Annotated in this window: 25 protein-coding genes; 16 read left to right on the forward strand and 9 right to left on the reverse strand. The window is 65.7% G+C overall.

What is annotated here, in order from left to right; all coding sequences use genetic code 11:
* Positions 1 to 196 precede the first annotated feature (196 nt).
* The 4 genes from HNR60_RS15570 to HNR60_RS15585 all read right to left on the reverse strand — a co-directional run bounded on the left by HNR60_RS15570 (position 197) and on the right by HNR60_RS15585 (position 1,305).
* Positions 197 to 352, reverse strand: coding sequence for a hypothetical protein (locus tag HNR60_RS15570; protein ID WP_184259062.1), 156 nt, complete (start codon positions 350 to 352; stop codon positions 197 to 199).
* A 90-nt stretch (positions 353 to 442) separates the two neighbouring features.
* A complete protein-coding gene (locus HNR60_RS15575) occupies positions 443 to 721 on the reverse strand; it encodes a DUF1488 family protein (protein ID WP_184259064.1) in 279 nt (92 codons plus the stop codon).
* A gap of 70 nt (positions 722 to 791) precedes the next feature.
* A complete protein-coding gene (locus HNR60_RS15580; protein ID WP_184259066.1) occupies positions 792 to 971 on the reverse strand; it encodes a hypothetical protein in 180 nt (59 codons plus the stop codon).
* Positions 972 to 1,035: 64 nt separating this feature from the next.
* Positions 1,036 to 1,305, reverse strand: a complete 270-nt coding sequence (locus tag HNR60_RS15585; protein WP_184259068.1) for a hypothetical protein — start codon at positions 1,303 to 1,305, stop codon at positions 1,036 to 1,038.
* A gap of 284 nt (positions 1,306 to 1,589) precedes the next feature.
* Between HNR60_RS15585 and HNR60_RS15590 the strand changes: the two genes are divergently transcribed.
* The 7 genes from HNR60_RS15590 (at position 1,590) to HNR60_RS15620 (ending at position 8,486) form a co-directional block, all read left to right on the forward strand.
* Positions 1,590 to 2,429, forward strand: a complete 840-nt coding sequence (locus tag HNR60_RS15590) for a transglutaminase-like domain-containing protein (protein ID WP_184259070.1) — start codon at positions 1,590 to 1,592, stop codon at positions 2,427 to 2,429.
* A gap of 502 nt (positions 2,430 to 2,931) precedes the next feature.
* Positions 2,932 to 3,105, forward strand: coding sequence for a periplasmic nitrate reductase, NapE protein (gene napE, locus HNR60_RS15595; RefSeq protein WP_184259072.1), 174 nt, complete (start codon positions 2,932 to 2,934; stop codon positions 3,103 to 3,105).
* 26 nt (positions 3,106 to 3,131) lie between these two features.
* A complete protein-coding gene (locus tag HNR60_RS15600; protein WP_184259074.1) occupies positions 3,132 to 3,449 on the forward strand; it encodes a chaperone NapD in 318 nt (105 codons plus the stop codon).
* 54 nt (positions 3,450 to 3,503) lie between these two features.
* On the forward strand, positions 3,504 to 6,017 hold the full coding sequence (gene napA / locus HNR60_RS15605; RefSeq protein WP_184259076.1) for a nitrate reductase catalytic subunit NapA: 2,514 nt from the start codon (positions 3,504 to 3,506) through the stop codon (positions 6,015 to 6,017).
* Positions 6,014 to 6,484 (forward strand): nitrate reductase cytochrome c-type subunit, encoded by a 471-nt coding sequence (locus HNR60_RS15610; RefSeq protein WP_184259078.1) that lies wholly within the window; start codon positions 6,014 to 6,016, stop codon positions 6,482 to 6,484. The genes napA and HNR60_RS15610 overlap by 4 nt, the downstream gene beginning before the upstream one ends.
* Positions 6,481 to 7,119, forward strand: a complete 639-nt coding sequence (locus HNR60_RS15615; RefSeq protein WP_246432968.1) for a NapC/NirT family cytochrome c — start codon at positions 6,481 to 6,483, stop codon at positions 7,117 to 7,119. The genes HNR60_RS15610 and HNR60_RS15615 overlap by 4 nt, the downstream gene beginning before the upstream one ends.
* A gap of 257 nt (positions 7,120 to 7,376) precedes the next feature.
* The gene (locus HNR60_RS15620; RefSeq protein ID WP_184259080.1) at positions 7,377 to 8,486 is read left to right on the forward strand and encodes an ATP-dependent DNA helicase; all 1,110 of its coding nucleotides are present in this window, start codon (positions 7,377 to 7,379) and stop codon (positions 8,484 to 8,486) included.
* Positions 8,487 to 8,661: 175 nt separating this feature from the next.
* Here HNR60_RS15620 and HNR60_RS15625 read toward each other — a convergent pair whose 3' ends face one another.
* Positions 8,662 to 9,357, reverse strand: a complete 696-nt coding sequence (locus HNR60_RS15625; RefSeq protein WP_184259136.1) for a class I SAM-dependent methyltransferase — start codon at positions 9,355 to 9,357, stop codon at positions 8,662 to 8,664.
* A gap of 213 nt (positions 9,358 to 9,570) precedes the next feature.
* Between HNR60_RS15625 and HNR60_RS15630 the strand changes: the two genes are divergently transcribed.
* Complete coding sequence (locus tag HNR60_RS15630; RefSeq protein WP_184259082.1) at positions 9,571 to 10,098, forward strand: ferritin-like domain-containing protein; 528 nt, start codon at positions 9,571 to 9,573, stop codon at positions 10,096 to 10,098.
* 131 nt (positions 10,099 to 10,229) lie between these two features.
* Here the strand turns inward: HNR60_RS15630 and HNR60_RS15635 are convergent, their stop codons facing one another.
* From HNR60_RS15635 to carA, 3 genes are all read right to left on the reverse strand, one after another.
* Positions 10,230 to 10,751 (reverse strand): hypothetical protein, encoded by a 522-nt coding sequence (locus tag HNR60_RS15635; protein ID WP_184259084.1) that lies wholly within the window; start codon positions 10,749 to 10,751, stop codon positions 10,230 to 10,232.
* 31 nt (positions 10,752 to 10,782) lie between these two features.
* Positions 10,783 to 11,289, reverse strand: coding sequence for a PaaI family thioesterase (locus tag HNR60_RS15640; protein WP_184259086.1), 507 nt, complete (start codon positions 11,287 to 11,289; stop codon positions 10,783 to 10,785).
* Between the two features lie 524 nt (positions 11,290 to 11,813).
* A complete protein-coding gene (gene carA / locus HNR60_RS15645) occupies positions 11,814 to 13,004 on the reverse strand; it encodes a glutamine-hydrolyzing carbamoyl-phosphate synthase small subunit (protein WP_184259088.1) in 1,191 nt (396 codons plus the stop codon).
* A gap of 156 nt (positions 13,005 to 13,160) precedes the next feature.
* On the opposite strand from carA, the gene HNR60_RS15650 reads away from it, so the two are divergent.
* From HNR60_RS15650 to HNR60_RS15670, 5 genes are all read left to right on the forward strand, one after another.
* Positions 13,161 to 13,862, forward strand: a complete 702-nt coding sequence (locus tag HNR60_RS15650) for an alpha/beta fold hydrolase (RefSeq protein WP_184259090.1) — start codon at positions 13,161 to 13,163, stop codon at positions 13,860 to 13,862.
* Positions 13,863 to 13,933: 71 nt separating this feature from the next.
* Entirely contained in the window at positions 13,934 to 14,392 is a 459-nt protein-coding gene (locus tag HNR60_RS15655) for a GatB/YqeY domain-containing protein (protein WP_184259092.1), read from the forward strand.
* 231 nt (positions 14,393 to 14,623) lie between these two features.
* The gene (locus HNR60_RS15660; protein WP_184259095.1) at positions 14,624 to 16,231 is read left to right on the forward strand and encodes an acyl-CoA synthetase; all 1,608 of its coding nucleotides are present in this window, start codon (positions 14,624 to 14,626) and stop codon (positions 16,229 to 16,231) included.
* Positions 16,232 to 16,343: 112 nt separating this feature from the next.
* Positions 16,344 to 17,258, forward strand: coding sequence for a DUF2189 domain-containing protein (locus tag HNR60_RS15665; RefSeq protein ID WP_184259097.1), 915 nt, complete (start codon positions 16,344 to 16,346; stop codon positions 17,256 to 17,258).
* Positions 17,259 to 17,536: 278 nt separating this feature from the next.
* Positions 17,537 to 18,154, forward strand: a complete 618-nt coding sequence (locus HNR60_RS15670; protein ID WP_184259099.1) for a LysE family translocator — start codon at positions 17,537 to 17,539, stop codon at positions 18,152 to 18,154.
* Between the two features lie 215 nt (positions 18,155 to 18,369).
* Here HNR60_RS15670 and HNR60_RS15675 read toward each other — a convergent pair whose 3' ends face one another.
* On the reverse strand, positions 18,370 to 19,152 hold the full coding sequence (locus HNR60_RS15675) for an N-formylglutamate amidohydrolase (protein ID WP_184259101.1): 783 nt from the start codon (positions 19,150 to 19,152) through the stop codon (positions 18,370 to 18,372).
* Positions 19,153 to 19,272: 120 nt separating this feature from the next.
* Between HNR60_RS15675 and HNR60_RS15680 the strand changes: the two genes are divergently transcribed.
* The 3 genes from HNR60_RS15680 (at position 19,273) to dnaG (ending at position 23,250) form a co-directional block, all read left to right on the forward strand.
* Positions 19,273 to 20,163, forward strand: a complete 891-nt coding sequence (locus HNR60_RS15680) for a transglutaminase family protein (protein ID WP_184259138.1) — start codon at positions 19,273 to 19,275, stop codon at positions 20,161 to 20,163.
* A 2-nt stretch (positions 20,164 to 20,165) separates the two neighbouring features.
* Positions 20,166 to 20,978 carry a transglutaminase-like domain-containing protein gene (locus tag HNR60_RS15685; RefSeq protein WP_184259103.1) on the forward strand — a complete coding sequence of 271 codons (813 nt, stop codon included), beginning with the start codon at positions 20,166 to 20,168 and terminating at the stop codon, positions 20,976 to 20,978.
* A gap of 235 nt (positions 20,979 to 21,213) precedes the next feature.
* Complete coding sequence (gene dnaG, locus HNR60_RS15690) at positions 21,214 to 23,250, forward strand: DNA primase (protein WP_184259105.1); 2,037 nt, start codon at positions 21,214 to 21,216, stop codon at positions 23,248 to 23,250.
* The last annotated feature ends 118 nt before the right edge of the window (positions 23,251 to 23,368 follow it).

Raw genomic sequence — 23,368 nt, forward strand, 5'->3', positions numbered from 1 at the left:
TCCAAAAGAAGCCGTCATCCCGGGGCGCGAGTTCGCAAGAACGAGCGAACCCGGGATCCAGTATTCCAGGGCGGTGAATACTGGATCCCGGGTTCACTCGCAGCTAAAGCTGCTCGCGCCCCGGGACGACGATGTCTGGTTTGTCAGGCGCATCGGCTCAATGGAAAGAGGCATTGCCATCGGCAACGAGCCGGCCTCACGAATAATCCGGCGCATTCGGATTGCGGAAGATCCGGATCGGCTCGCCCGGCGTCAGCTTCGGCGCGGTCAGCACGGCGTAGGCGTACAGCGCCAGATAGACAATCGCGAGCGCGCCGATCGCGTAGAACAGCCAGGTCGCGACGCGTTTCATCAAGCACTCCGCAAATTCACAAATGCGGTCGCCCTTATAGCCCCGCGACGCCTGGCGTCCCAGCGCAAATCCGCCGCGCGGGGCTGCGCGCTACTTGCGGACGTCGATGCTGCGCAGAATGATCCCGGCGGGATGGCCTTCGAGTTCGGATTTGGAAAACTTCTGCGCCGCCAGCGCCTCGATGCTGGCGCGCAGCCGCATGAACTGCGGCTCGCGTTGGTTCGCGGGCGTGCGCGCCGCGCCGTCGAGCGCGTCCATCGCGGTGGTGGACACCGCGCAATCGATCTCGGTGGCTTCGTCCATCATCGAAAACAGCACGACCGAGCGGTCGCAATCGTAACTGCGGAACTTGCCGCTGGTAAGCGCCATCGGAATCTCCTTGGGGGTGGTCGAGCAAAAGCCGCAGGGCGTCGCCGCGTGAGCCCGGCGGCGGCGCCTGTTATCGCTTCTTCTTGGCCGGCGGCGGGTCGATCTCGTCGATCCGGGTGCGGCAGGCGGCTTCGGTCGGGTGCGGGCCGGAGACGAAGGTGCCGCTGACCTTGGTGCTGTACCAGCCGGCTTCAACGCCGAGCCGCAGCGATTCCTCGGTGCGGACATGGCGCGGAGAGAGATTCTGCATGGTACGGGCCTTTCGATGAGCGTCGAGCGCGACGCGGGACAGCTTCAGTGTTGAAGGCGGAGCGTCACGTCGGCTGCGCCACCGCGTCGAGGCGGCGCGCCTCGGCGAGATCGCCGGCGGCGATCGCGATCAGTTCCAGCGACGAGCGATGCGGTGGCGCGCCCGGGACGGTGATCATGGTGGCGACGCGGCGGAACACCGGAAACGACAGGCCTTCGATCATCTCGTCGTCGGTGACGACCTCGTAGGCGCCGGCCGGCAGCACGCGGTCGATCCCCGCGAGCTGGAACGGATTGCGGAACGTAATGGTTTCGCGGCGCGATCGCATGGTCATGAAGACCTTCCTGCATGCCGGAGGCAGCGTGATCGCAAGCGCAACGGAGCGGATGTCGCCCGGCGATCATGCGCCGTTTCCCCCGCAATAGCCATGGCTATGTTGTGAACCGCACTTTGCCGCCGCAAAAGCCTTGCTTTTGAATCCTGTTATCGCCATTTGTTGAAGATACTCAACGCGAAATGGCGGTTTCGATCGGCGCGGCTGATACTCGGTGCGCTTGATCCGGGGTCGGGCGCGCGGCCGCCGGTCGTCACCGCCCCTTGTCACGCAGGATAGTCATCATGAAGCTTCGCGTCGGTTACGAGATGATCTACGATTTTCAGCAGCCGACCCCGATGATCATGGTGCTCGGCGTGCACTTCACCCGCGCCTCCGACGTGATCGTGCCGGATTTTCTCACCGTGACGCCGGCGGTGCCGATCACGCCCTATCGCGACATGTTCGGCAATTGGTGCAGCCGCATCGTCGCGCCGCCCGGACGGCTGCGGCTTTTCGCCGACGGCATCGTCCGCGACCTCGGCGTTACCGATCCGCTGGTTCCCGACGCGATCCAGCACGCCGTCGAAGACCTGCCGCCGGACACCTTGGTGTATCTGCTCGGCAGCCGCTATTGCGAGACCGACCGCTTGTCGGACATCGCCTGGAAACTGTTCGAAAAGACCCCGCCCGGCTGGGCGCGGGTGCAGGCGATCTGCGATTTCGTGCACCACCACATCGCCTTCAACTATCAGCACGCCCGCGCCACCCGCACCGCCTATGAGGCGTATGAGGAAGGCCGCGGCGTCTGCCGCGACTACGCGCATCTGGCGCTGACCTTGTGCCGCTGCATGAACATCCCGGCGCGTTACTGCACCGGCTATCTCGGCGACATGGGCACGCCGCAGCCGTGGGGCGTCGGCGACTTCGCCGGCTGGTTCGAAGCCTATCTCGGCGGCAAGTGGCACACCTTCGATCCGCGCAACAACGTGCCGCGGCTCGGCCGCGTGCTGATCGCGCAGGGCCGCGACGCCGCCGACGTGCCGATCACCCAGACCTTCGGGCCGAATCATCTGGTCAGCTTCAAGGTGTGGACCGACGAGATCGTCGAACCGGCCGAAGAGGCGGTCGCCGCCGCGCGCTAACCTCCGAGGCGTCGCCGGGCAGCGATCACAGCGATCCGGCAATGGCTCTCAACGGGTCGTCCCTGCGTACGCAGGGACCCATCACCCCTGGCGTCCGTGGTGAAAAACTAACCTCCGCTCCGCTGTAAATGAGAGTCCGCGCCGTAGGGGTCCCTGCTTGTGCAGGGACGACGCGTTGAAATGCAGCGGCCATTCGTGGTCGCAGTGCATGAGGCTCAGTGCTTGATCCTCCGTGCTCTGGGCTCTGTGCTGCGTGTTCAGGGCGCCGCGTTGTACGTTGTGCGCTGTCGTTGTCGCAGCGCAAGCTCGCGCCGTTATTGTTCGGCGTCGTCGACGAGTTCCCGTTCGCCTGATGGCATCATTTCAGCATGATCACCTCGGTGCCGACCGAGTTGTTAGCGGATTTGATTTGGATCAAGCTCGCCGGGGGCAATTTCTGGGCATTGTCCCCGCGGGCGCGGCCCTGAAGCCGTAATCATTCACATTTCAATCGAGATCACCCATGTCGGCTGTTGGCCATGACAAGGGCACCCACCTGCGTCGTCGACGCATGGAGGTGTTCGCCTTCTTTCTGCTCGTCGCTGTGTTGATGCCCGCGCTCGCGGTCGCGACCGTCGGCAGCTACGGGCTCACCGTGTGGATCTATCAGTCGATCGCCGGTCCGCCGACCAAGTGACGCCCGCCCTGCCAACGGAGGTTCCCGTGCCAAATAATCCCGTCCTCGATCGCCGCGCGCTGTTCTCCGGCCGCTTCAAGAATCCGAACGCCGTGGTGCGACCGCCCGGCGGCGAGATCGCCAGCATCCTGGTGCAGGCTCGTCCGGAACGGCTCGACGAGGTCGCCGCCGCGATCGTAGCCTTCGCCGGCTGCGAAGTGTTCGCCCGCGATCCGCAAGGCAAGCTGGTGGTGGTGATCGACGCCGAGGATTCCGGCGTGATCGGCTCGACGCTCAACGCCATCGCGGCGCTGCCCAACGTGTATTCCGCCGCCTTGGTGTTCCACGCCATCGAAGCCGGCTAGGCGCACTTCCTCTTCCAACAATCAGCTCACCCTCTGCTGCGGCAAGGAAACGTCATGACAACTCCGAAACTCGATCGCCGTCAGGTGCTGAAACTTGAAGCCGCCGCAATGGCGGCGCTGGCCGGCGGCGTCGCGATGCCGGCGGGCGCGGCCAATCTCGTCACCGAACGCGCGGTCTCCGAACTGAAATGGGACAAGGCGGCGTGCCGCTTCTGCGGCACCGGCTGCAGCGTGATGGTCGCCACCAAGGAGAACCGCGTGGTCGCCACCCACGGCGACACCAAGTCCGAGGTCAATCGCGGGCTCAATTGCGTCAAGGGCTACTTCCTCTCCAAGATCATGTACGGCCATGACCGGCTGACCCAGCCGATGCTGCGCAAGACCGATGGCCGCTACGACAAGAACGGCGAGTTCGAGCCGGTGTCGTGGGACGAAGCCTTCGACATCATGGCGGAGAAGTTCAAGGCGGCGCTGAAGAAGCGCGGCCCGAGCGGCGTCGGCATGTTCGGCTCCGGGCAATGGACGGTGTGGGAAGGCTACGCCGCCTCAAAGCTGTTCAAGGCCGGTTTCCGCTCCAACAACATCGATCCCAACGCGCGGCACTGCATGGCCTCGGCGGTCGCCGGCTTCATGCGCACCTTCGGCATCGACGAGCCGATGGGCTGCTACGACGACATCGAGGCCGCCGACGTGTTCGTGCTGTGGGGCTCCAACATGGCGGAGATGCATCCGTTGTTGTGGACCCGGGTCACCGACCGCCGGCTGTCGGCGCCGCACGTCAAGGTCGCGGTGCTGTCGACCTTCGAGCATCGCTCGTTCGACCTCGCCGATCTCGGCCTGGTGTTCAAGCCGCAGAGCGATCTGGCGATCCTCAACGCCATCGCCAACCACATCATCAAGACCGGCCGGGTCAACAAGGAGTTCGTCGCCAAGCACACCACCTTCAAGCGCGGCCAGACCGACATCGGCTACGGCTTGCGCCCGGAGCATCCGTTGCAGAAGGCGGCCACCGGCGCCGCCAAGGCCAACGACGCCACCGACATGAGCTTCGAGGAATACGCCGCCTTCGTCGCCGACTACACCATCGAGAAGGCGTCGCAGATTTCCGGCGTGCCCGCCGCCAAGATCGAAGCGCTGGCCGAGCTCTATGCCGATCCGAACACCAAGGTCACCAGCTTCTGGACCATGGGTTTCAACCAGCACACCCGCGGCGTCTGGGCCAATAACCTCGCCTACAACCTGCATCTGTTGACCGGAAAAATCTCCGAGCCCGGCAACAGCCCGTTCTCGCTGACCGGGCAGCCTTCGGCCTGCGGCACCGCGCGCGAAGTCGGCACCTTCTCGCACCGCCTGCCGGCCGACATGGTGGTCACCAACAAGAAGCACCGCGACATCGCCGAAAAGATCTGGAAACTGCCCGAAGGCACTATCCCCGATAAGCCCGGCTATCACGCCGTGCTGCAAAGCCGGATGCTGAAGGACGGCCTGCTCAACGCCTATTGGGTTCAGGTCAACAACAACCTGCAGGCCGGCGCCAACGCCAACGAGGAAACCTATCCGGGCTTCCGCAATCCGGACAATTTCATCGTCGTCTCCGACGCCTATCCGTCGGTGACGGCACTCGCCGCCGACCTGATCCTGCCGACCGCGATGTGGGTGGAGAAGGAAGGCGCCTATGGCAATGCCGAGCGCCGCACCCAGTTCTGGCATCAGCTGGTCGCAGCACCCGGCCAGGCCCGCTCCGATCTGTGGCAGCTGATGGAATTCGCCAAGCGCTTCAAGATCGAGGAGGTGTGGACCGAAGAGCTGCTGGCGAAGAAGCCGGAGCTTCGCGGCAAGACCATGTACGACGTGTTGTACAGGAACGGCCAGGTCGACAAGTATCCCGCGTCCGACATCGAGGCCGGCTATCTCAACGACGAATCCAAGGCGTTCGGCTACTATGTGCAGAAGGGGCTGTTCGAGGAATACGCCTCGTTCGGCCGCGGCCACGGCCACGACCTGGCGCCGTTCGACGATTATCACCGCGAGCGCGGCCTGCGCTGGCCGGTGGTGAACGGCCAGGAAACCCGCTGGCGATTCCGCGAGGGCTCGGATCCTTACGTCAAGCAGGGCGCCGGGGTGCAGTTCTACGGCTTCCCCGACGGCCGCGCGCGGATCTTCGCGCTTCCGTATGAGCCCGCGGCAGAGGCCCCCGATGCCGACTTCCCGTTCTGGCTCTCCACCGGACGCGTACTCGAGCATTGGCACTCCGGCACCATGACGCGGCGGGTCCCCGAACTCTACAAGGCGTTCCCCGAAGCCGTCTGCTTCATGCATCCCGACGACGCCGCCGATCTCAAGCTGCGCCGCGGCGACGAGATCAAGGTGCAGTCGCGCCGCGGCTTCATCCGCACCCGGGTCGAGACCCGCGGCCGCAACAAGCCGCCGCGCGGGCTGGTGTTCGTGCCGTGGTTCGACGAAGCGCAACTGATCAACAAGGTGACGCTCGACGCCACCGATCCGATTTCACTGCAGACCGACTACAAGAAATGCGCGGTGCGCATCGAACGGGTGACCGCGTCATGATCCGAAAATCCTTCCTGCTCGCTGTGGTCGTCGTGATGGCGGCGGCCTCCACCTCGCTGTTGGCGCAGAATGTTTCGTCCGGGCTGCGCGGCGACACCCCGCTCAACGAAGAAGGCCCGGCGGCTCTGATGACGCCGCAGCGCAATTCGTCGGAACGCGAAACCCGCAACTATCCGGAACAGCCGCCGGTGATTCCGCATACCACCGAGGGCTATCAGATCGACGTCAACGGCAACAAATGCCTGTCGTGCCACGCCCGCGCCCGCACCACGGAATCCAAGGCGCCGATGGTCAGCATCACCCACTTCATGGATCGCGACGGGCAATTTTTGGCCTCGGTGTCGCCGCGGCGTTACTTCTGCACGCAGTGCCACGTGCCGCAGCACACCGCCAAGCCGCCGGTCGGCAACGACTTCACCGACATTGATTCTGTGCTGAGCCACGTGGCGCCCGGGGGCCGGCGATGACTGCGATCGACCCTTCGGCGCCGCGCCGCTCGTTGCTGGCGCGGGCCTGGCAGTTCATCAAGGATCTGTGGCAGGTGCTGTTGCGGCCGAGCTCGGTGTTCGGACTCGGCGCGCTGGTGCTGGCGGGATTCGTCGCCGGCATCGTGTTCTGGGGCGGCTTCAACACCGTGCTGGAAGCCACCAACACCGAAAAGTTCTGCACCGGCTGCCACGAGATGCGCGACAACGTGTTCGCCGAGTTGAAGCCGACCATCCACTTCTCGAACCGCTCCGGCGTGCGCGCCAGCTGCCCGGATTGTCACGTCCCGCACAACTGGACCGACAAGATCGCGCGCAAGATGCAGGCCTCCAAAGAGGTCTGGGGCCATCTGTTCGGCTCGATCGACACCCCGGACAAATTCCGCGAAAATCGTTTGGAGCTGGCGATGCACGAATGGTCGCGGTTCAAGGCCAATGATTCGCTGGAATGCCGCAACTGCCACAGCGCGGCGTCGATGGACATCACCAAGCAGTCGCCGCGCGCCTCCGTCGCGCATCAGCGTTACCTGTTCACCGGGGAAAAGACCTGCATCGATTGCCACAAGGGCATCGCCCACCATCTGCCCGACATGCGCGGCGTGCCCGGCTGGCAGTAAGAGTCCATCCCTCAGCCTCGTGTCCCGGGCGCGGTGCCGCGCGCAGCGCTGCTCCGCAGAACCGGGACCGTCACGAGCACCTGCGTTCGTAACGACCCCGGATCAGCAGCGCACCACGCCGCAAACTGCGGCGCGCTGCGCTGCATCCGGGGAACGGTCGTTGTGCCGATCGGCGGCTTGCGCTGCCCGCCTGAATGGTTAGCTTGCGGGAGTCGAATCGCGGCAGTTCCCTGCCGGGATCGCATCCCCGAGACCGCATGCCCACATTCACGCCGCATCAGGACTCCGCGCTGAAGGCCGTCGCCGATTGGCTGAAGGCCAAGCCCGGTCGCGGCTCGACGCCGCCGGTATTCCGGCTGTTCGGCTATGCCGGCACCGGCAAGACCACGCTGGCGCGCCACATCGCCGACGGCGTCAACGGCGAGGTGAAATTCGCCGCCTTCACCGGCAAGGCCGCCTTGGTGATGCGCAACAAGGGCTGCGACAACGCCTCCACCATCCATTCCTTGATCTACCGCACCCGCGAGAGCGGCGTCGAACAGCCGAGCTTTGAATTGTGGGACGACGCCCCGGCCTCCAAGGCCAAGCTGATCGTGATCGACGAATGCTCGATGGTGGACGAGGAGTTGGGCCGCGACCTGATGTCGTTCGATTGCCCGCTGTTGGTGCTGGGCGATCCGGCGCAGCTGCCGCCGATCCAGGGCGGCGGCTTCTTCACCGATTGCGAGCCCGACGTGATGCTGACCGAGGTGCATCGCCAGGCCCAGGACGATCCGATCGTGCGGCTGTCGATGGACGTGCGCGAAGGCCGCGACCTCGACATCGGCCGCTACGGCGAGAGCGAGGTGATCTCGCGCACCGAGCTCGATCCGCAGCGGGTGATGAACGCCGATCAGGTGTTGGTCGGGCGCAACAACACGCGCCGCGCCTACAACACAAGGTTTCGGCTGCGGCTCGACATCGAGGATCCGTTGCCGGTGGCCGGCGACAAGCTGGTCTGTCTGCGCAACAACCGCAAGAAGGCGCTGTTCAACGGCGGGCTATGGCGGGTCAAGGCGCGCGCGGCGTCGAAATCGAAAATCATCACCATGCGGTTGTCGCCCGACGAAGACTTCGGCGGCCGCGTCACCAAGGTGTCGGTGCGCGGCGATTGCTTCGGCGGCGCGATCGAGCAGATCCCGTGGGAGCAGCGCAAGCCCTATGACGAGTTCGATTACGGCTACGTGCTGACGGTGCACAAGAGCCAAGGCTCGCAATGGGACGACGTGGTGCTGTTCGACGAAAGCTTCGCATTCCAGGAAAGCCGCGCCCGCTGGCTCTACACCGGCATCACCCGCGCCGCGAAGCGGCTCAGCATCGTGATTTGAGTCATCTGACAATCACAAGCCGTCATCCCGGGGCTCGAGCAGCGAAGCTGCGAGAGAGCCCGGGATCCTTAACCCCTGCAGGGAATATATGGATTCCGGACTTGCTCGTTCTAACGAACTCGCAATCCGGAATGACGGACGCGTTGTGTATGAGCCGTCCCCAACCGGACTGAATCTATCCCGGCTTCCTCGCCACAAACGTCATCCGCGACGGATTGTGCCCGATATTCTGCGCCGCGCGGGAGGCGGCAAAGCCCGCGGCGGTGAGCTTGCCGATCATCTCGGCCTCGCTGTAGCGCCGCAGCCCGATCTTGCTGCGCAATTCGCGGTAGTCGGATAGCGCGGTGCGCGCCAGGCCCCACAGCGCGTCGGCGAGAAAGCCGTGCGCCAGCGCGAAGCGCAACAGCGCGATGACGTCCTGCGCCATGCCGACGTCGGGCTGCAGAATGTCGCCGAGCACCAACTGCCCGCCTGGCTTCAGCAACCGGCCGACCACGGTGAGTGCGGTGTCGAGCTCCTGCGGCGTCATGTATTGCGCCACCGAATTCATCACCGCCAGATCGAGGGAATTCTCTTCCATGTTGCGCAAATCGTCCAGCGAGCGCACCCGGATCTTCACATTCGGCGCGAAGCGGGCGATCAGCCGGCCGCGCACCCCGGGCGCCGGCTCCGCCAGGATCAGCCGGCCGCAGGCGTCGGCGACCCGGCCGGCCGACAGCGCTTCGCCGCAGGAATAATCCAGCACGGTGGCGTCGGGGGAGGGGATATAACCCGCGATGTCCTCGGCGATCTGACGGAAATGCACGTCCCGGTGCAGTTTGCTGACGTAGATCGTGTGGGTGGAGTCGTAATAGTCGATCCAGTCATCCATCATGCCTGCCCGTTTAAAAAGTGCCGCGGGAATCTTGTTCCATTCACGGAACTCACTATGTCCTGGCACGTTGAGGTCTAGAGCGTTTCGACGCCTTGTGAAAGCGTCGGCTTGCTCTGAGAAATTTGACGCAATAGCTCGGTCGGGTGACGGCGAGATCAGCCGCGCTCGCCGAATGTTCCGTTTTGTACCATGTCAATAGGAAGGTAACTCGTGACCAAATCCAAATCATCCGATATCGCCGCTGAACTCGACACCCCCTCCGACCTGCCGCAGCCCGCGGTCGACAAGATTTCCGCGGCGCTCAACGTGCTGCTCGCCGACGCCTTCGCGCTGTATCTGAAGACCAAGAATTTCCATTGGCATGTCAGCGGCCGGCATTTCCGCGACTATCACCTGATGCTCGACGAGCAGTCCGACCAGGTGTTGGCGACCACCGATCTCTTGGCAGAACGGGTTCGCAAGATCGGCGGCACCACGCTGCGCTCGATCGGTCACATCGCCAAGTTGCAGACCCTGCAGGATAACAACGACGGCTATGTGCCGCCGCAGCAGATGCTGGTTGAATTGATGAACGACAACAAGAAAGTCGCCGCGGCGATGCGCGCCGCCCACAAGATCATCGACGAACTCGAGGATGTCGCCTCGGCCAGCCTGTTGGAAAACTTCATCGACGAGACCGAGCGGCGCACCTGGTTCCTGTTCGAAGCTAGCCGTCAGGAGGGCGGCAACGAGGGGTAAGGACGCGTCCTTCCGCCTGATCTAACGACAACAACAATCGTCAGGCGTCACTTCTCTGACGATGCCCGGGCTGGTCCCGGGCATCGTTGCGTATGGGCGCGGGAAAGCGACATCGGCCGGAATGCTGCGGCTCAGCGCCACAGCCGCATCAGTGGGCCGCTCTCACCGAGCAGCGGATCGCTGGCGGGGCGTTGCACCTGCGGGATCGTCTGCTTCGCCCGGCGATGATTGTCCGGCGTCGGCCGCGTGATCTGCATGGTGTCGCCCGGCGGATAGGCGCCGACCACCTGAAAATCATGGCTGGCGAACAGGCATTTGTGGCCGGTGCCGGCGGGCAGGATGGCGACGTCGCCGACGCCGAGCTGCACCGCTTCGCCGCGCTCGCCGCCGAACAGCACCAGCGCGTGGCCGCGCGCCACGCCCAGCGCCTCATGCACCGTGGCGTGGTAGTGCTGGAAATCGTAGATGCCGTCGCGCCAGCGCTGGCCCCAGCCGTTGCGCTCGAACACGTCCTCGATCGACTGCGCCGGATCGGCGCGCGTCACCTCGATCGCGCGCTTGTAGATCACCAGCGGCAGTACGTTGTTGGGAACCAGCCCGTCGTCCTCGAAGACGAAGGTCTGCGGCTTGATATGGTCGCGGGTCTCGCTCATCTGGGCTCCGGTCAGTCTCAATGGACTAACCTCAGGCGCCGCTGGGCGTTCCCGTTGGAAGCGGAAACACCAGGCATGTCGTGGTGGCGTGCGCCAGCAGCCGGCCCTGCGCATCGGTGATGCGGGCTTCCGCGGTGGCGGTGCGACGGCCGACATTGAGCGTGCGGCCCTCGGTCTTCACCGCGCCGCTGTCCTTGGTCATGCCCTTGATGAAGCTGACCTTGAATTCCAGCGTGGTGTAGCCCTGGCCCGGCGGAAGCATCGAATGCACCGCGAGCCCCATCGCGGAATCCAGCAAGGTCGCGGCGTAGCCGCCATGCACCGAGCCGATCGGATTGTAGTGCCGGAACGCGGGGGTGCTGTGGATCACCACCACGCCCGGCTCGGCGCTGCAGTCGAACGGCTCGATATGCTGCATGATCGGCGGCGACGGCAGCCGGCCGTCGAACATCGCGCGGACGAACGCGACCCCCGGCATCGCCGCCATGATGTGGGGCGGGGTGACGTCGTAGCTGACAGGCGAGGGGCGGTCGTCCATGGCGTGCTCCCGAGGTTTGTTATGATGGCGATCTGGTATGATGATGGTCATCATACAAAATGGCGGGCCATGGCGCCAGCGAATTTGGCGAGGAGGAGTGTCGGTGGCCCAGCTGGGCGCCTCGACATCAACGGCGTCATCCTGAGGCGCCGCGTGGACGACGCGAAGCGCCGTCCACGCGGCCTCGAAGGATGCGCTGCGGGCACTCGTGGCCGGTCATCCTTCGAGACGCCCGGCTTCGCTCTTCGAGCTCAGCCGGGCTCCTCAGGATGACGACTCGCGATGACAAAAAGCTCGTGCAAGGGCGGCGGCGCATCGTGCGATCAGCACGGCGGGTGATCTAACAAGGCCGTCATTCCGGGGCGCGAGCCGTCAGGCGAGCGAACCCGGAATCTTGCTGCTGGGAATGCTTGCGCTTGCCGCGAGATTCCGGGTTCGCTCGAGCTTCGCTCTCGCGCCCCGGAATGACGGTCGTTATTGGGGCGGCGCCGCGGCGACGGCGGCGCCGCAGTCAGCCGAAACGCCTACGCGCTCTTCTTCGCCCGCATCAGCTCGGCAAACCGCTTGAACAGATAGTGCGAGTCGCGCGGGCCGGGCGAGGCTTCGGGGTGGTACTGCACCGAGAACACCGGCTTGTCGGCCAGCGCGATGCCGCAATTCGAGTCATCGAACAGCGAGACGTGGGTCTGCTGCACATTGCCCGGCAGCGTGGTCTTGTCGACCGCGAAGCCGTGGTTCATCGAGGTGATCTCCACCTTGCCGGTGGTGATGTCCTTGACCGGATGGTTGGCGCCGTGATGGCCCTGGTGCATCTTCACGGTCTTGCCGCCGAGGGCCAGCCCGAGCATCTGGTGGCCGAGACAAATCCCGAAGGTCGGCACGCCCGACGCGATCACGTCCTTGATCACCGGCACGGCGTATTGGCCGGTCGCCGCCGGATCGCCGGGGCCGTTCGACAGGAACACGCCGTCGGGATTCATCGCCAGAATATCTTCCGACGAGGTGGTCGCCGGCACCACGGTGACCTTGCAGCCTTCGCCGGCGAGCAACCGCAAAATGTTGCGCTTGATGCCGTAATCGATCGCCACCACGTTGAATTCAGGCGCGGTCTGCCGGCCAAAGCCTTCGTTCCAGATCCACGGCGTCTCGTCCCAGGTGAAGCGCTGGCCGGAGGTGACCATCGGCACCAGGTCCATGCCCTCGAGGCCGGGCCATTCGCGGGCTTCCTCCTTCAGCGCGTGCAGCTCGAATTCGCCGCTGCGGGAATGCGCGATCACCGCGTTGGGCATGCCCTTGCCGCGGATCAGCGCGGTCAGCGCCCGGGTGTCGATGCCGCTGAGGCCGATGATGCCGCGGGCCTTCAGCCAGGCGTCGAGATGCCGCGAGGAGCGATAATTCGACGGATCGGTGATCGCCGCGCGCAGGATCACCCCGCGGGCGCCCGGCGTCGCCGCCATGTTCACCGTCTCGATGTCGTCGTCGTTGGTGCCGACATTGCCGATATGCGGGAAGGTGAAGGTGATCAGCTGCCCGGCATAGGACGGATCGGTGAGGATCTCCTCATAGCCGGTCATCGCGGTGTTGAAGCAGACTTCGCCGACCGCGTGGCCCTCCGCGCCGAGGCCGAAGCCCTCGAACACGGTGCCGTCGGCAAGCACGAGGAGCGCGGTCGGTTTGTGGTCCGGCCAGGCTTTGTTGGTTTCTGAGGTTGTCATGAGCCCATTACATAGAGCCCGGCCCCGCGCCCGTCAAAGCCGGAAGCCGGGGATTTCCCGGTTTCGGCGAGATTTGACAGGGGAGCGTTGCCCTCTAGGCTGCCCCGCCGGGCGACCCGGCGGATTCGCCGAAAGTTCGCCGGTGCGGGAGGCCAAATGGACAATCCGATGCCGATTCTGCTCGTTCCGGGGCTCGGCGGCTCGCCGCGGATCTACGCCCCGGTGGTCCCGCAGCTGTGGCGCCACGGCCCGGTGACGGTCGCCAACCATCTCCGCGACGACTCCATCGGGGCGATCGCGCGGCGGATTCTCGCCGAGGCGCCGCCGCGCTTCGCGCTGGCCGGGCATTCGATGGGCGGCTACATCGCCTTGGAGATCATGCGGCAGGCGCCGGAGCGGGTGGCGAAGCTCGCCCTGCTCAACACCCAGGCGCGGCCGGACAGCGACGAAGCCAAAGAACGCCGCCGCCGCCAGATCGAAGGCATCAACGCCGGCCGCTATAGCGAGGCGGTGGGCGCGCTGTTTCCGGGCTTCGTGCATCCGTCGCGGCATGACGACGCCGAGTTGCTGGCCGAGGTCGAGGCGATGGCCGCCGACGTCGGGCCCGAGGCGTTCGCCCGCCAGCTCACCGCGATCATGGGACGCGCGGATTCCCGCGCCACGCTGGCCAAGATCGGCTGCCCGACGCTTGTGCTGACCGGGGACCAGGACAACACCATCCCGAACGCGCTGTCGGTGGAAATGGCCGAGGGCATTTCAGGCGCCAAGCTGGTGACGATCGCCAATTGCGGGCATCTGCCGCAGCTGGAGCGGCCGCAGGAGACTGCCGCGGCGCTCTTGGACTGGTTGCGGATCTGAGTTGTCACACTTCGCCGGACGGCCTAAATCAGCCGCAACACGGCGCGGATGCGCTGCCAGAGGAGTTTTTCATGTTGCGTGAGAATATCAACAATGCCGTCAAGGACGCGATGCGGGCCAAGGATGAGCGCAAGCTGTCGACGCTGCGGATGGTCAATTCGACCATCAAGAACGCCGACATCGAGGCGCGCGGCCAGGGCAAGCCGCCGCTCACCGACGGCGAATTGCTCAGCGTGCTGCAGAAGATGATCAAGCAGCGCCAGGAATCCGTCGAGCTCTACGACAAGGGCGGCCGCGCCGAACTCGCCGACGCCGAGCGCGCCGAAATCGCCGTGATCTCCGGCTATCTGCCGCAGCAGATGTCGGACGACGAGGTCAAGGCGGCGATCGCCGCGACCATCACCGAGCAAGGCGCCGCCGGCATCAAGGACATGGGCAAGGTGATCGGCGCGCTGAAGGCGAAATACGCCGGCCAAATGGATTTCGGCAAGGCCAGCGGCCTGGTGAAGGCCGCGCTGACCGGCGGCTAGCCGGCGGCGCGAGAGCGGCGGGCGGCTCTGTTTGAAGCCCGTCATTCCGGGGCGCGAGCCGTTAGGCGAGCGAACCCGGAATCTCGCGACAGTCGAATCTCGCCGACATTGCGCGTGCCATCGGCGCAAGATTCCGGGTTCGCGCGCGGCTCACGCTGCCCGCGCCCCGGAATGACGGCTGAACGCGCGGCACAAGCCGCGCGCAGAAACAGAAGTCTCTGGGAGGCCCCGATGCTCGCCGAAACCTCGGACTACGAGACGTTGTATCGCGACTTCCGCTGGCAAATTCCGCCGCGCTTCAATATCGCCACCGCCGCCTGCGACCGCCACGCCGACGGCTCCGGCCGGCTCGCGCTGATCTATGTCGACGAGGACGGCGCCACCACGCGGCTGTCGTTCGACGAGATCGCCGACGCCTCGCGGCGCTTCGCCACTGTGCTGCAGCAAGCCGGGCTTGTCCGTGGCGACCGCGTCGCGATCTTCCTGTCGCAGTCGATCGAGCTGCCGATCGCGCATCTGGCGGCGTTCCGCTCTGGGCTCGTTTCCGTGCCGCTGTTCACGCTGTTCGGCGAGGACGCGCTGGAGTTTCGCCTCGCCAATTCCGGCGCCAAGGCGATCGTCACCGACGCCGGCGGCTATGCCAAGCTGCAAAAAATCCGCGACCGGCTGCCGGAGCTGCGCCACATCTACGTCACCAGCGATGGTGCAACCGGCGCCACCGCGTTCTGGCCGGCGCTGCGCGACGCCTCGGCCGCGTTCGCCACGCTCGACACCGCCGCCGATGACCCCGCAATCAACATCTACACCTCGGGCACCACCGGCAATCCGAAGGGCGCGCTGCACGCGCACCGCGTATTGCTCGGCCATCTGCCGAATATCGAGATGGTGCATGACTTCTTCCCGAAGCCCGGCGACGTGTATTGGACCCCGGCGGACTGGGCCTGGATCGGCGGGCTGTTCGACGCGCTGTTTCCGGCCTGGTACCACGGCGTCCCGGTGGTCGGGCATCGCGCCAAGAAGTTCGAGCCGCAGGCCGCGATGCGGCTGATGGCCGAACACGCGGTGCGCTGCGTGTTCCTGCCGCCGACCGCGTTGAAACTGATGCGGCAGGCCGGCGTCAGCCATCCCGGCGTCGAGCTGCGCAGCATCCTGAGCGGCGGCGAATCGCTCGGCGGCGAATTGCTGGCGTGGGTCCGCGCCACGTTCGGCATCGACGCGCACGAGATCTACGGCCAGACCGAATGCAATCTGGTGGTCGGCAACAACGCGCGATTATTCCCGATCCGGCCGGGCTCGATGGGCAAGCCGACGCCCGGCTTCGACGTCCGCATCGTCAGTCTAAGCGGCGAGGAGCTGCCGCGCGGCGAGCGCGGCATCATCGGCGTGCGGCAGCCCAATCCCTGCACCATGCTGGGCTACTGGAACAACCCCGAAGCGACCGCGGCGAAATATGCCGGCGAGTTCCTGCTGACCGGCGATCTCGGCGTGCAGGATGAAGACGGCTACTTCTGGTACGTCAGCCGTGAGGACGACGTCATCACCTCGGCCGGCTATCGCATCGGCCCCTCCGAGATCGAGCACACGCTGCTGAAACATCCCGCAGTCGCCTTCGCCGCGGTGGTCGGGGTGCCCGATCCGATCCGCACCGAGGCGATCAAGGCCTGGATCGTGCTGCGCCCGGGCTTTTCCCCGAGCGACGCGCTGGCGCGAACCATCCAGGATTTCGTCAAGGTGCAGCTCGCCGCGCATGAATATCCGCGGCTGATCGAATTCGCCGAGCAGTTGCCGATGACCGCGACCGGCAAGGTGCTGCGCCGGGAACTTCGCGCCCGGGACTGATTGCCTCGCACCGCGGTGCAGCAACACGCATTTGCGATCAGCATGTGATTGACGCAGCGCGGCGTCCGGCGAACAATCGCGACTAACAACAAGACTAATCAGGGAGGAATCGATGTCCTCGATCTCCGGCAAAGTCGATCCCGTTGTGCGGCGCATCACGGTCGCCGACGTCGCGGAAGCACTGAGCCGCGGCTTGCGCGATTTCCAGGCCGCGCCGCTCTACGGCCTCGGCTTCGGCGCGATTTACGCGCTCGGCGGCATCATCATCACCCTCAGCGTCACCGCCTTCGGCATGGTCTATCTGACCTATCCGCTGGCGGCGGGCTTCGCGCTGATCGGGCCGTTCGTCGCGGTCGGGCTCTACGAAGTCAGTCGCCGCCGCGAGGCCGGCGAGCGGCTGTCGTTGCGGGCGATCTGGTCGACGGTGCGCAGTCGCGGCGAGGTCGGCTGGATGGCGTTCGTCACGCTGTTCGTGTTCATCGTCTGGATGTACCAGGTGCGGCTTCTGATCGCGCTGATCCTCGGGCTCAACGCCTCGTTCGGCAGCCTGAGCGAATTCCTCACCGTGCTGCTGACCACCAATGAGGGACTGCTGTTTCTGGCAGTCGGCAATTGCGTCGGCGCAGCATTGGCGCTGGTGCTGTTCTCGCTCACCGTGGTGTCGTTTCCGCTGCTGCTGGAGCGCGACGTCGATTTCGTCACCGCGATGGTCACCAGCGTGCGCGCGGTGGTGACCAGCCCCGGCCCGATGATCGGCTGGGCCGCGGTCATCGTCTTGCTGCTGGCGATCTCCGCGTTGCCGTATTTCCTCGGCCTCCTGGTGACGCTGCCGGTGCTCGGCCATGCCACCTGGCATCTGTATCGCCGCATCGTCGAGCCGGTGGCCGCGGTCGTGGCGCCGGCAGAAACGGAGCCCGTGGCGCGGCAACCCGGCCAAAGCGGCGGGACCGTGATCGCGATGCCGCGCCCGGCGGAGCCTGCGCCGCGCGGCGACGGCGACCCGGTTCGCTCCGGCGGGTCGGCCTGACAGGGTCGCGCGCGCGACGTTTGTGCCCCGGACGCAGTGCAGCGCGCCGCATTTGCGGCGTGGTCCGCTGCAGATCCGGGGCCGTAACGGACCACAGCGCTTGGAACGGTCCCGGTTCTGCGGAGCAACGCGAAGGGTGTTGCTCCGCAGAACCGGGACACCAAGCCTTGCGCAGTGGCACATAACCTCAGCGTTGGTTCGCCCTGCGCAATCCGCGGTTTTCATTGCCGCCGCGGCCATGCATAATCGCGGCTCGATCCCCCGCATCCGAGCTTCCCATGTCGCTGCAAGTCTATCTCGCCTTCGTCGCCGCCTGCGTCGGGCTGGCGCTGTTGCCCGGTCCGATGGTGACGCTGGTGATCGCCAACGGGCTGCGCCACGGCACCCGCCCGGCGCTGACCAACGTCGCCGGCGCGCAGCTGGGCTTCACCATCGTGATCGGCATCGTCGCGGTCGGGCTGACCTCGCTGATGGCGACGATGGGCTACTGGTTCGACTGGGTGCGGCTGGCCGGCGCCGCCTATCTGATCTGGCTCGGCATCGCGCTGATCCGCGCCCCGGCGCACGCGCTCGAGGCCGACACGCCGCCGCCGCCGCCGCGCGGCGGGTTCTTCCTGCAGGGGCTGCTGGTGCTGCTCAGCAATCCGAAGGTGCTGGTGTTCTTCGGCGCCTTCATCCCGCAATTCGTCGACATGGAAAAGGATCACTTCCCGCAGGTGGCGCTGCTCGGTGCCACCTTCATGGTGATCGCCGGCGTCACCGACGGCATCTACGCGGTGCTGGCGGGGCGTGCCCGGCATTTCTTCTCGGCGCGCCGCACCAGGCTGCTGTCGCGGATTTCCGGCGGCTTCATGATCGGCGGCGGGCTGTGGCTGGCGCTGTCGCGGGCAAGGTGAATCGCAGTCGGCTCGTTCGTCTTTAACCACACCAGCCGTCATTCCGGGGCGCGAGGCCGCAGGGCGAGCGAACCCGGAATCCAGTATTCCAGGGCGGTGATTACTGGATCCCGGGTTCATTTCGCAGCTTCGCTGCTCATGCCCCGGGATGACAGGCGCGTTGTGACGAACCGCATCGACCAGATGCGCGGTACATCCCCTCGCGGATCGATCAACTAGCCGATCAGCCCGCGCGCACGCAGCGCAGCCTCGATCTCAGTCAACGCCCGCGCCAGCCGCTCCGCCCATTGCCGCTGGCCTTGCTCGCTCTCGATCAAATCCTGGCGAATCTCGAGGCCGCTGTTGATCAGCCCGCGCTGCTCGCCATGAACCGGAATCGTGTAGTCGGTGGCATCATCGACGCCGTAGGGTTCGTTGTCGCCGACCACCAGCCCCGGCTCTTCGCGCAGCGCCGCCAGCAGCAGCGGCGGCAGCACGGTGTCGCGGTGGTACAGCGTGCCGATGTGCCAGGGCCGGGCGACGCCCGCATAGCTCGGCGTGAACGAGTGCAGCGACACCAGCACGGTGGCGTGGCCCGCGGCGAGCCGTGCGTCGATCGCCTCACCGATGCGCTGGTGATAGGGATCGAAGATCGACTGCCGGCGCTCCGCGGCCTGATCCTGCGTCAGCCCCTGATTGCCGGGGATGAAGGTCGCCTCGCTGACCAGCGGAATCGAACTCGCCGCGCGTGGCGGCCGGTTGCAGTCGATCACCAGCCGCGAATAGCGCTGCGCGATCAGATGCGCATCGAGCGCCGCCGACAATCGCTCGGCGACGCCGGCGATGCCGATGTCCCAGGCGATGTGGCGCGTCAGTTCGCTGGCCGCGACGCCGAGATTGTCGAGTTGCGGCGGAATCAGCCGGCCATAGTGATCGCAGGTCAAAAGAAACGGCGAGCCGCCATTCGGATTTTTCTCGATCACCGGAACATCCGCGGTTCCGAAACGTAGAACTGGCATACGCGCATTGTCCTGGATGATGGGCTTAACGATGCCTGTCGAAGCAGCAGATCGGCTTGCGATTAAGCAGGCATCGGTACAGATTTGAGGGCATAAAGTCACGAGATGATTGCTTCAAAGATGCCGCTGCTGACCATTCATCACAAGACCGAATATCGTTATTCGCAGCCCGTTGCGTTCGGCGAGCACCGCATCATGCTGCGGCCGCGCGACGGCCACGATCTGCGGGTGCTGAAAGGCCAGTTGGATATTACGCCGCCGCCGATGGCGCTGCGCTGGATCCACGACGTGTTCGGCAACAGCGTCGCCATCGCCACCTTCGACGAGCGCTCGACCACGCTGACCTTCAACTCGGTGGCCACCGTCGAGCACGAGCCGACCGACGAATTCGCGCTGACGCCGGACGACGCCGCTTATTTCTATCCGTTCCGCTACGACGACGAAGAATTTCCCGACCTGGTGCAGTTCGTGCGTCCGCAATATGGCGACCCCGATGGCGAATTGTCGGCCTGGGCGCGCAATTACTTGGACCCCGACGGACCGACGCCGACCTTCAAGATCTTGAGCGAGATGACCCACGGCATCCGCGCCTCGTTCAGCTATCGCAAGCGGCACGAGCGCGGCACCCAGCATCCGCTCGATACGCTGCAGACCGGCTCCGGCACCTGCCGCGATTTCGCGCTGCTGATGATCGAGGCGCTGCGAAGGCTCGGCATCGCGGCGCGCTTCGTCTCCGGCTATCTGTTCGTGCACGGCGATCGCGCGCACGGCTATGTCGGCGGCGGTTCGACGCATGCCTGGGTGCAGGTCTATCTGCCGAGCGCCGGCTGGATCGAGTTCGATCCGACCAACGGCATCATCGGCAGCCGCGATCTGGTGCGCGTCGCGGTGGCGCGCGATCCCAGCCAGGCGATCCCGCTGCACGGCAGCTATCTCGGCGGTGCCGACGAATTCATCGGGATGGATGTCACCATCCGCGTGGTCTCAGCCGGCGAGCCGGAGAGGGAGTAGCAATGGAAATCAAGGTCGGGTTCGAAATCAGCTACGCGGCGATCAATCCGACGCCGATGGTGATCATGCTCAGCATTCACCCGTCGCGGTTTGCCGACATCGTCGGCACCGAGACCATCGTCACGCAGCCCAACGTGCCGATCGGGTTCTATCGCGACGGTTTCGGCAATGTCTGCGGCCGGCTGGTGGCGCCGGCCGGCGGCATCACCTTCTACGGCAACGCCTTGGTGCGCGACTCAGGATTGCCCGACGCGATGGTGCCGACCGCCGAGCAGGTGCCGATCGAGCAATTGCCCGACGAGATGCTGCAATATCTGATGCCGAGCCGCTATTGCGAGACCGACAAGCTCACCGACATCGCCTGGTCGCTGTTCGGCAACACGCCGCCCGGCTTCGCCCGCGTCAAGGCGATCACCGACTTCGTGCACAACCACGTCACCTTCGGCTATCAGCACGCCCATCACATGAAATCGGCGCATGACGTGTATCAAGAGGGCGCCGGCGTCTGCCGCGACTTCGCCCATCTGGCGCTGACGTTCTGCCGCTGCATGAACATCCCGGCGCGCTATTGCACCGGCTATCTCGGCGACATCGGCGTGCCGCGCGATCCAGCGCCGATGGATTTCTCCGGCTGGTTTCAGGCCTATCTATCCGGCCAGTGGCACACCTTCGACGCCCGCCACAACCATCCGCGGATCGGCCGCATCCTGATGGGCACCGGCCGCGACGCCGCCGACGTGGCGCTGACCACCAGCTTCGGCCGCATGGACCTCGTCAAATTCGTCGTGGTGACCGACGAGGTGGTGCCGGCGTGAGCGAGGCGCCTGAGGCGCAGCCTCACGCCGAGCGCGCGCGGCTATGACGACAGCGGGAAGTTTCGCTTGGTGACCATCAGTCGCACGGAGCGGGGAGCCGAGGAGCCCTGACGGCGGTGCGGTCCCCCTGTGTATATCCGGGACAAGTCCGCCGCCCTTCGCTTTCGTGGCGCAAACCCTATATCCATGATCGGTTGGCGACAGCCCGCCATGCCCCGCGAGCCGAAAAACCCTGATGCGCTTCACCCCGCAATTTCTCGACGAACTGCGCGCCCGGCTTCCGGTTTCGGAAGTGGTGGGCCGCCGCGTGAAATTGAAGAAGGCGGGGCGGGAGTGGAAGGGCTTGTCGCCGTTCCAGCAGGAGAAATCGCCGTCGTTCACGGTCAACGACCAGAAGGGATTTTATCACGACTTCTCGTCCGGCAAGCACGGCGACATCATCAGCTTCGTGATGGAGACCGACGGCTGCGGCTTCACCGAGGCGGTGGAGCGGCTGGCGCAGATGGCGGGCGTCCCGCTGCCGGCGGTGACGCCGGACGCCGCGCGGCAGGAGCAACGCCGCAAATCGCTCTACGACGTGATGGATCTGGCGGCGAAGTTCTTCGCCGACACCTTGGCCTCAAGGCTGGGCGCCCGCGCCCGCGGCTATCTCGCCGACCGCGCGATGTCGCCGGCCACGCAGTTGAAATTCCGCCTCGGCTATGCGCCCGGCGAACGCTTCGCGCTGAAGGAGCATTTGGGCAAGCTCGGCATTCCGGTCGACGACATGGTCGAGGCCGGGCTGCTGATCGCAGGCGAAGACATCCCGGTGCCGTTCGATCGGTTCCGCGACCGGGTGATGTTTCCGATCACCGACGTGCGCGGCCGGGTGATCGCGTTCGGCGGCCGCGCGCTGGAAAAGGACGTTCCGGCGAAGTATTTGAACTCGCCGGAAACCCCGCTGTTTCACAAGGGCGACAATCTCTACAACCTCGCGGTGGCGCGCGCCGCCGCACATGACGGCGCGCCGCTGATCGTGGTGGAAGGCTATGTCGACGTCATCGCCATGGTCGGCGCCGGTTATGCCGCCACGGTGGCGCCGCTCGGCACCGCGCTCACCGAAAACCAGCTGCAGCTCTTATGGAAGATGGCCGACGAGCCGATCCTGTGCTTCGACGGCGACAAGGCCGGGCAGAAGGCGGCGTGGCGCGCCGCCGACATGGCGCTGCCGCATCTCGCTCCGGGCAAGAGCCTGCGCTTTGCGCTGCTGCCGGAAGGCCAGGACCCCGACGATCTGGCGCGCTCCGGCGGCCGCGCCGCGATCGAGGAGGTGATCGGTTCGGCCCGCGGCCTCGCCGACGTGCTGTGGACCCGCGAGATCCAGAGCGGCAGCTTCGCCACCCCGGAACGCCGCGCCGCCCTCGAGGCGCGGATCAACGAGCTCACCAACGGCATCCGCGACGAGGTGCTGCGGCGCTATTATCGCCAGGACATGGCGGAGCGGCTGCGCGCGGCGTTCGCGCCGCAGGGCGGCTTCGGCGGTCGCGGCGGCTATGCCGCTCGCGGCGGGCCGCGGGCCGGCGGCTTCGGCGGCGAATCAGGCCGCGGCTTTCCGCAGCGGTCCGCCTTTACCCCGGGCGCCGCCGGCCGGATTCAGCCGCGCTTCGGCCGCGGCGCGGCGTCGGCCGGCAGCCAGACCATCAACCGCAGCCCCTACCAGGTGGCGAGCCCCGACCTCGCTTCCAGCCCGATCATGCGCGGCCAGCGCAGCGCGATCTCGCGCCGCGAGGCGCTGATTTTGTTAACCCTGATCAATCATCCCTGGCTGCTGGACGACCGGCTGGAGGAGGTGGCGGCGCTGGAACTGGCGCATCCGGAAGCGCATCGGTTGCGCGCCGGTATCATAGCAGCCTTCGCCAACGACCATCATCATACCGCCGCGCCCGGCGAGCCCAGCGCGAAACTCCGCGCCGATCTCGCGGCCGCAGGATTGTCCGAGCAACTTCAACGCGTTGAACGCGCGATCACGACCAACGATGTGTGGGCCGCGGCGCCCGGCGCGGCGCCGGAAGACGTTCTTTCGACGTGGCATCAATTGGTTGCCTTGCATCGGCAGTGGCACTCATTACTTAGGGAATTGAAGGACGCCGAGCTGGCGCTGGGCGACCAGCAGAGCGAAGCGAATTTTGGCTGGCTGCGCGACGTCAAGGCCCGGCTGGCGGAGGTTGACGGCACCGAAGCGCTGATCGAGGGCTTCGGCGAGTCCTCGGGCCGATTCCAGCGCAGCGTCTGATTCGCAGCTTGACGGCGGCCCCCGGAACCGGAAAAAGACTCGCCAAATCCGGGATTTGGCTGCAGAAACAGGGTTAAGCGAGAGTTAAACACTTCCGGCTAGGTGAGAGATCCGGCGA

Source organism: Rhodopseudomonas rhenobacensis, assembly GCF_014203125.1.
Lineage (GTDB): Bacteria > Pseudomonadota > Alphaproteobacteria > Rhizobiales > Xanthobacteraceae > Rhodopseudomonas_A > Rhodopseudomonas_A rhenobacensis.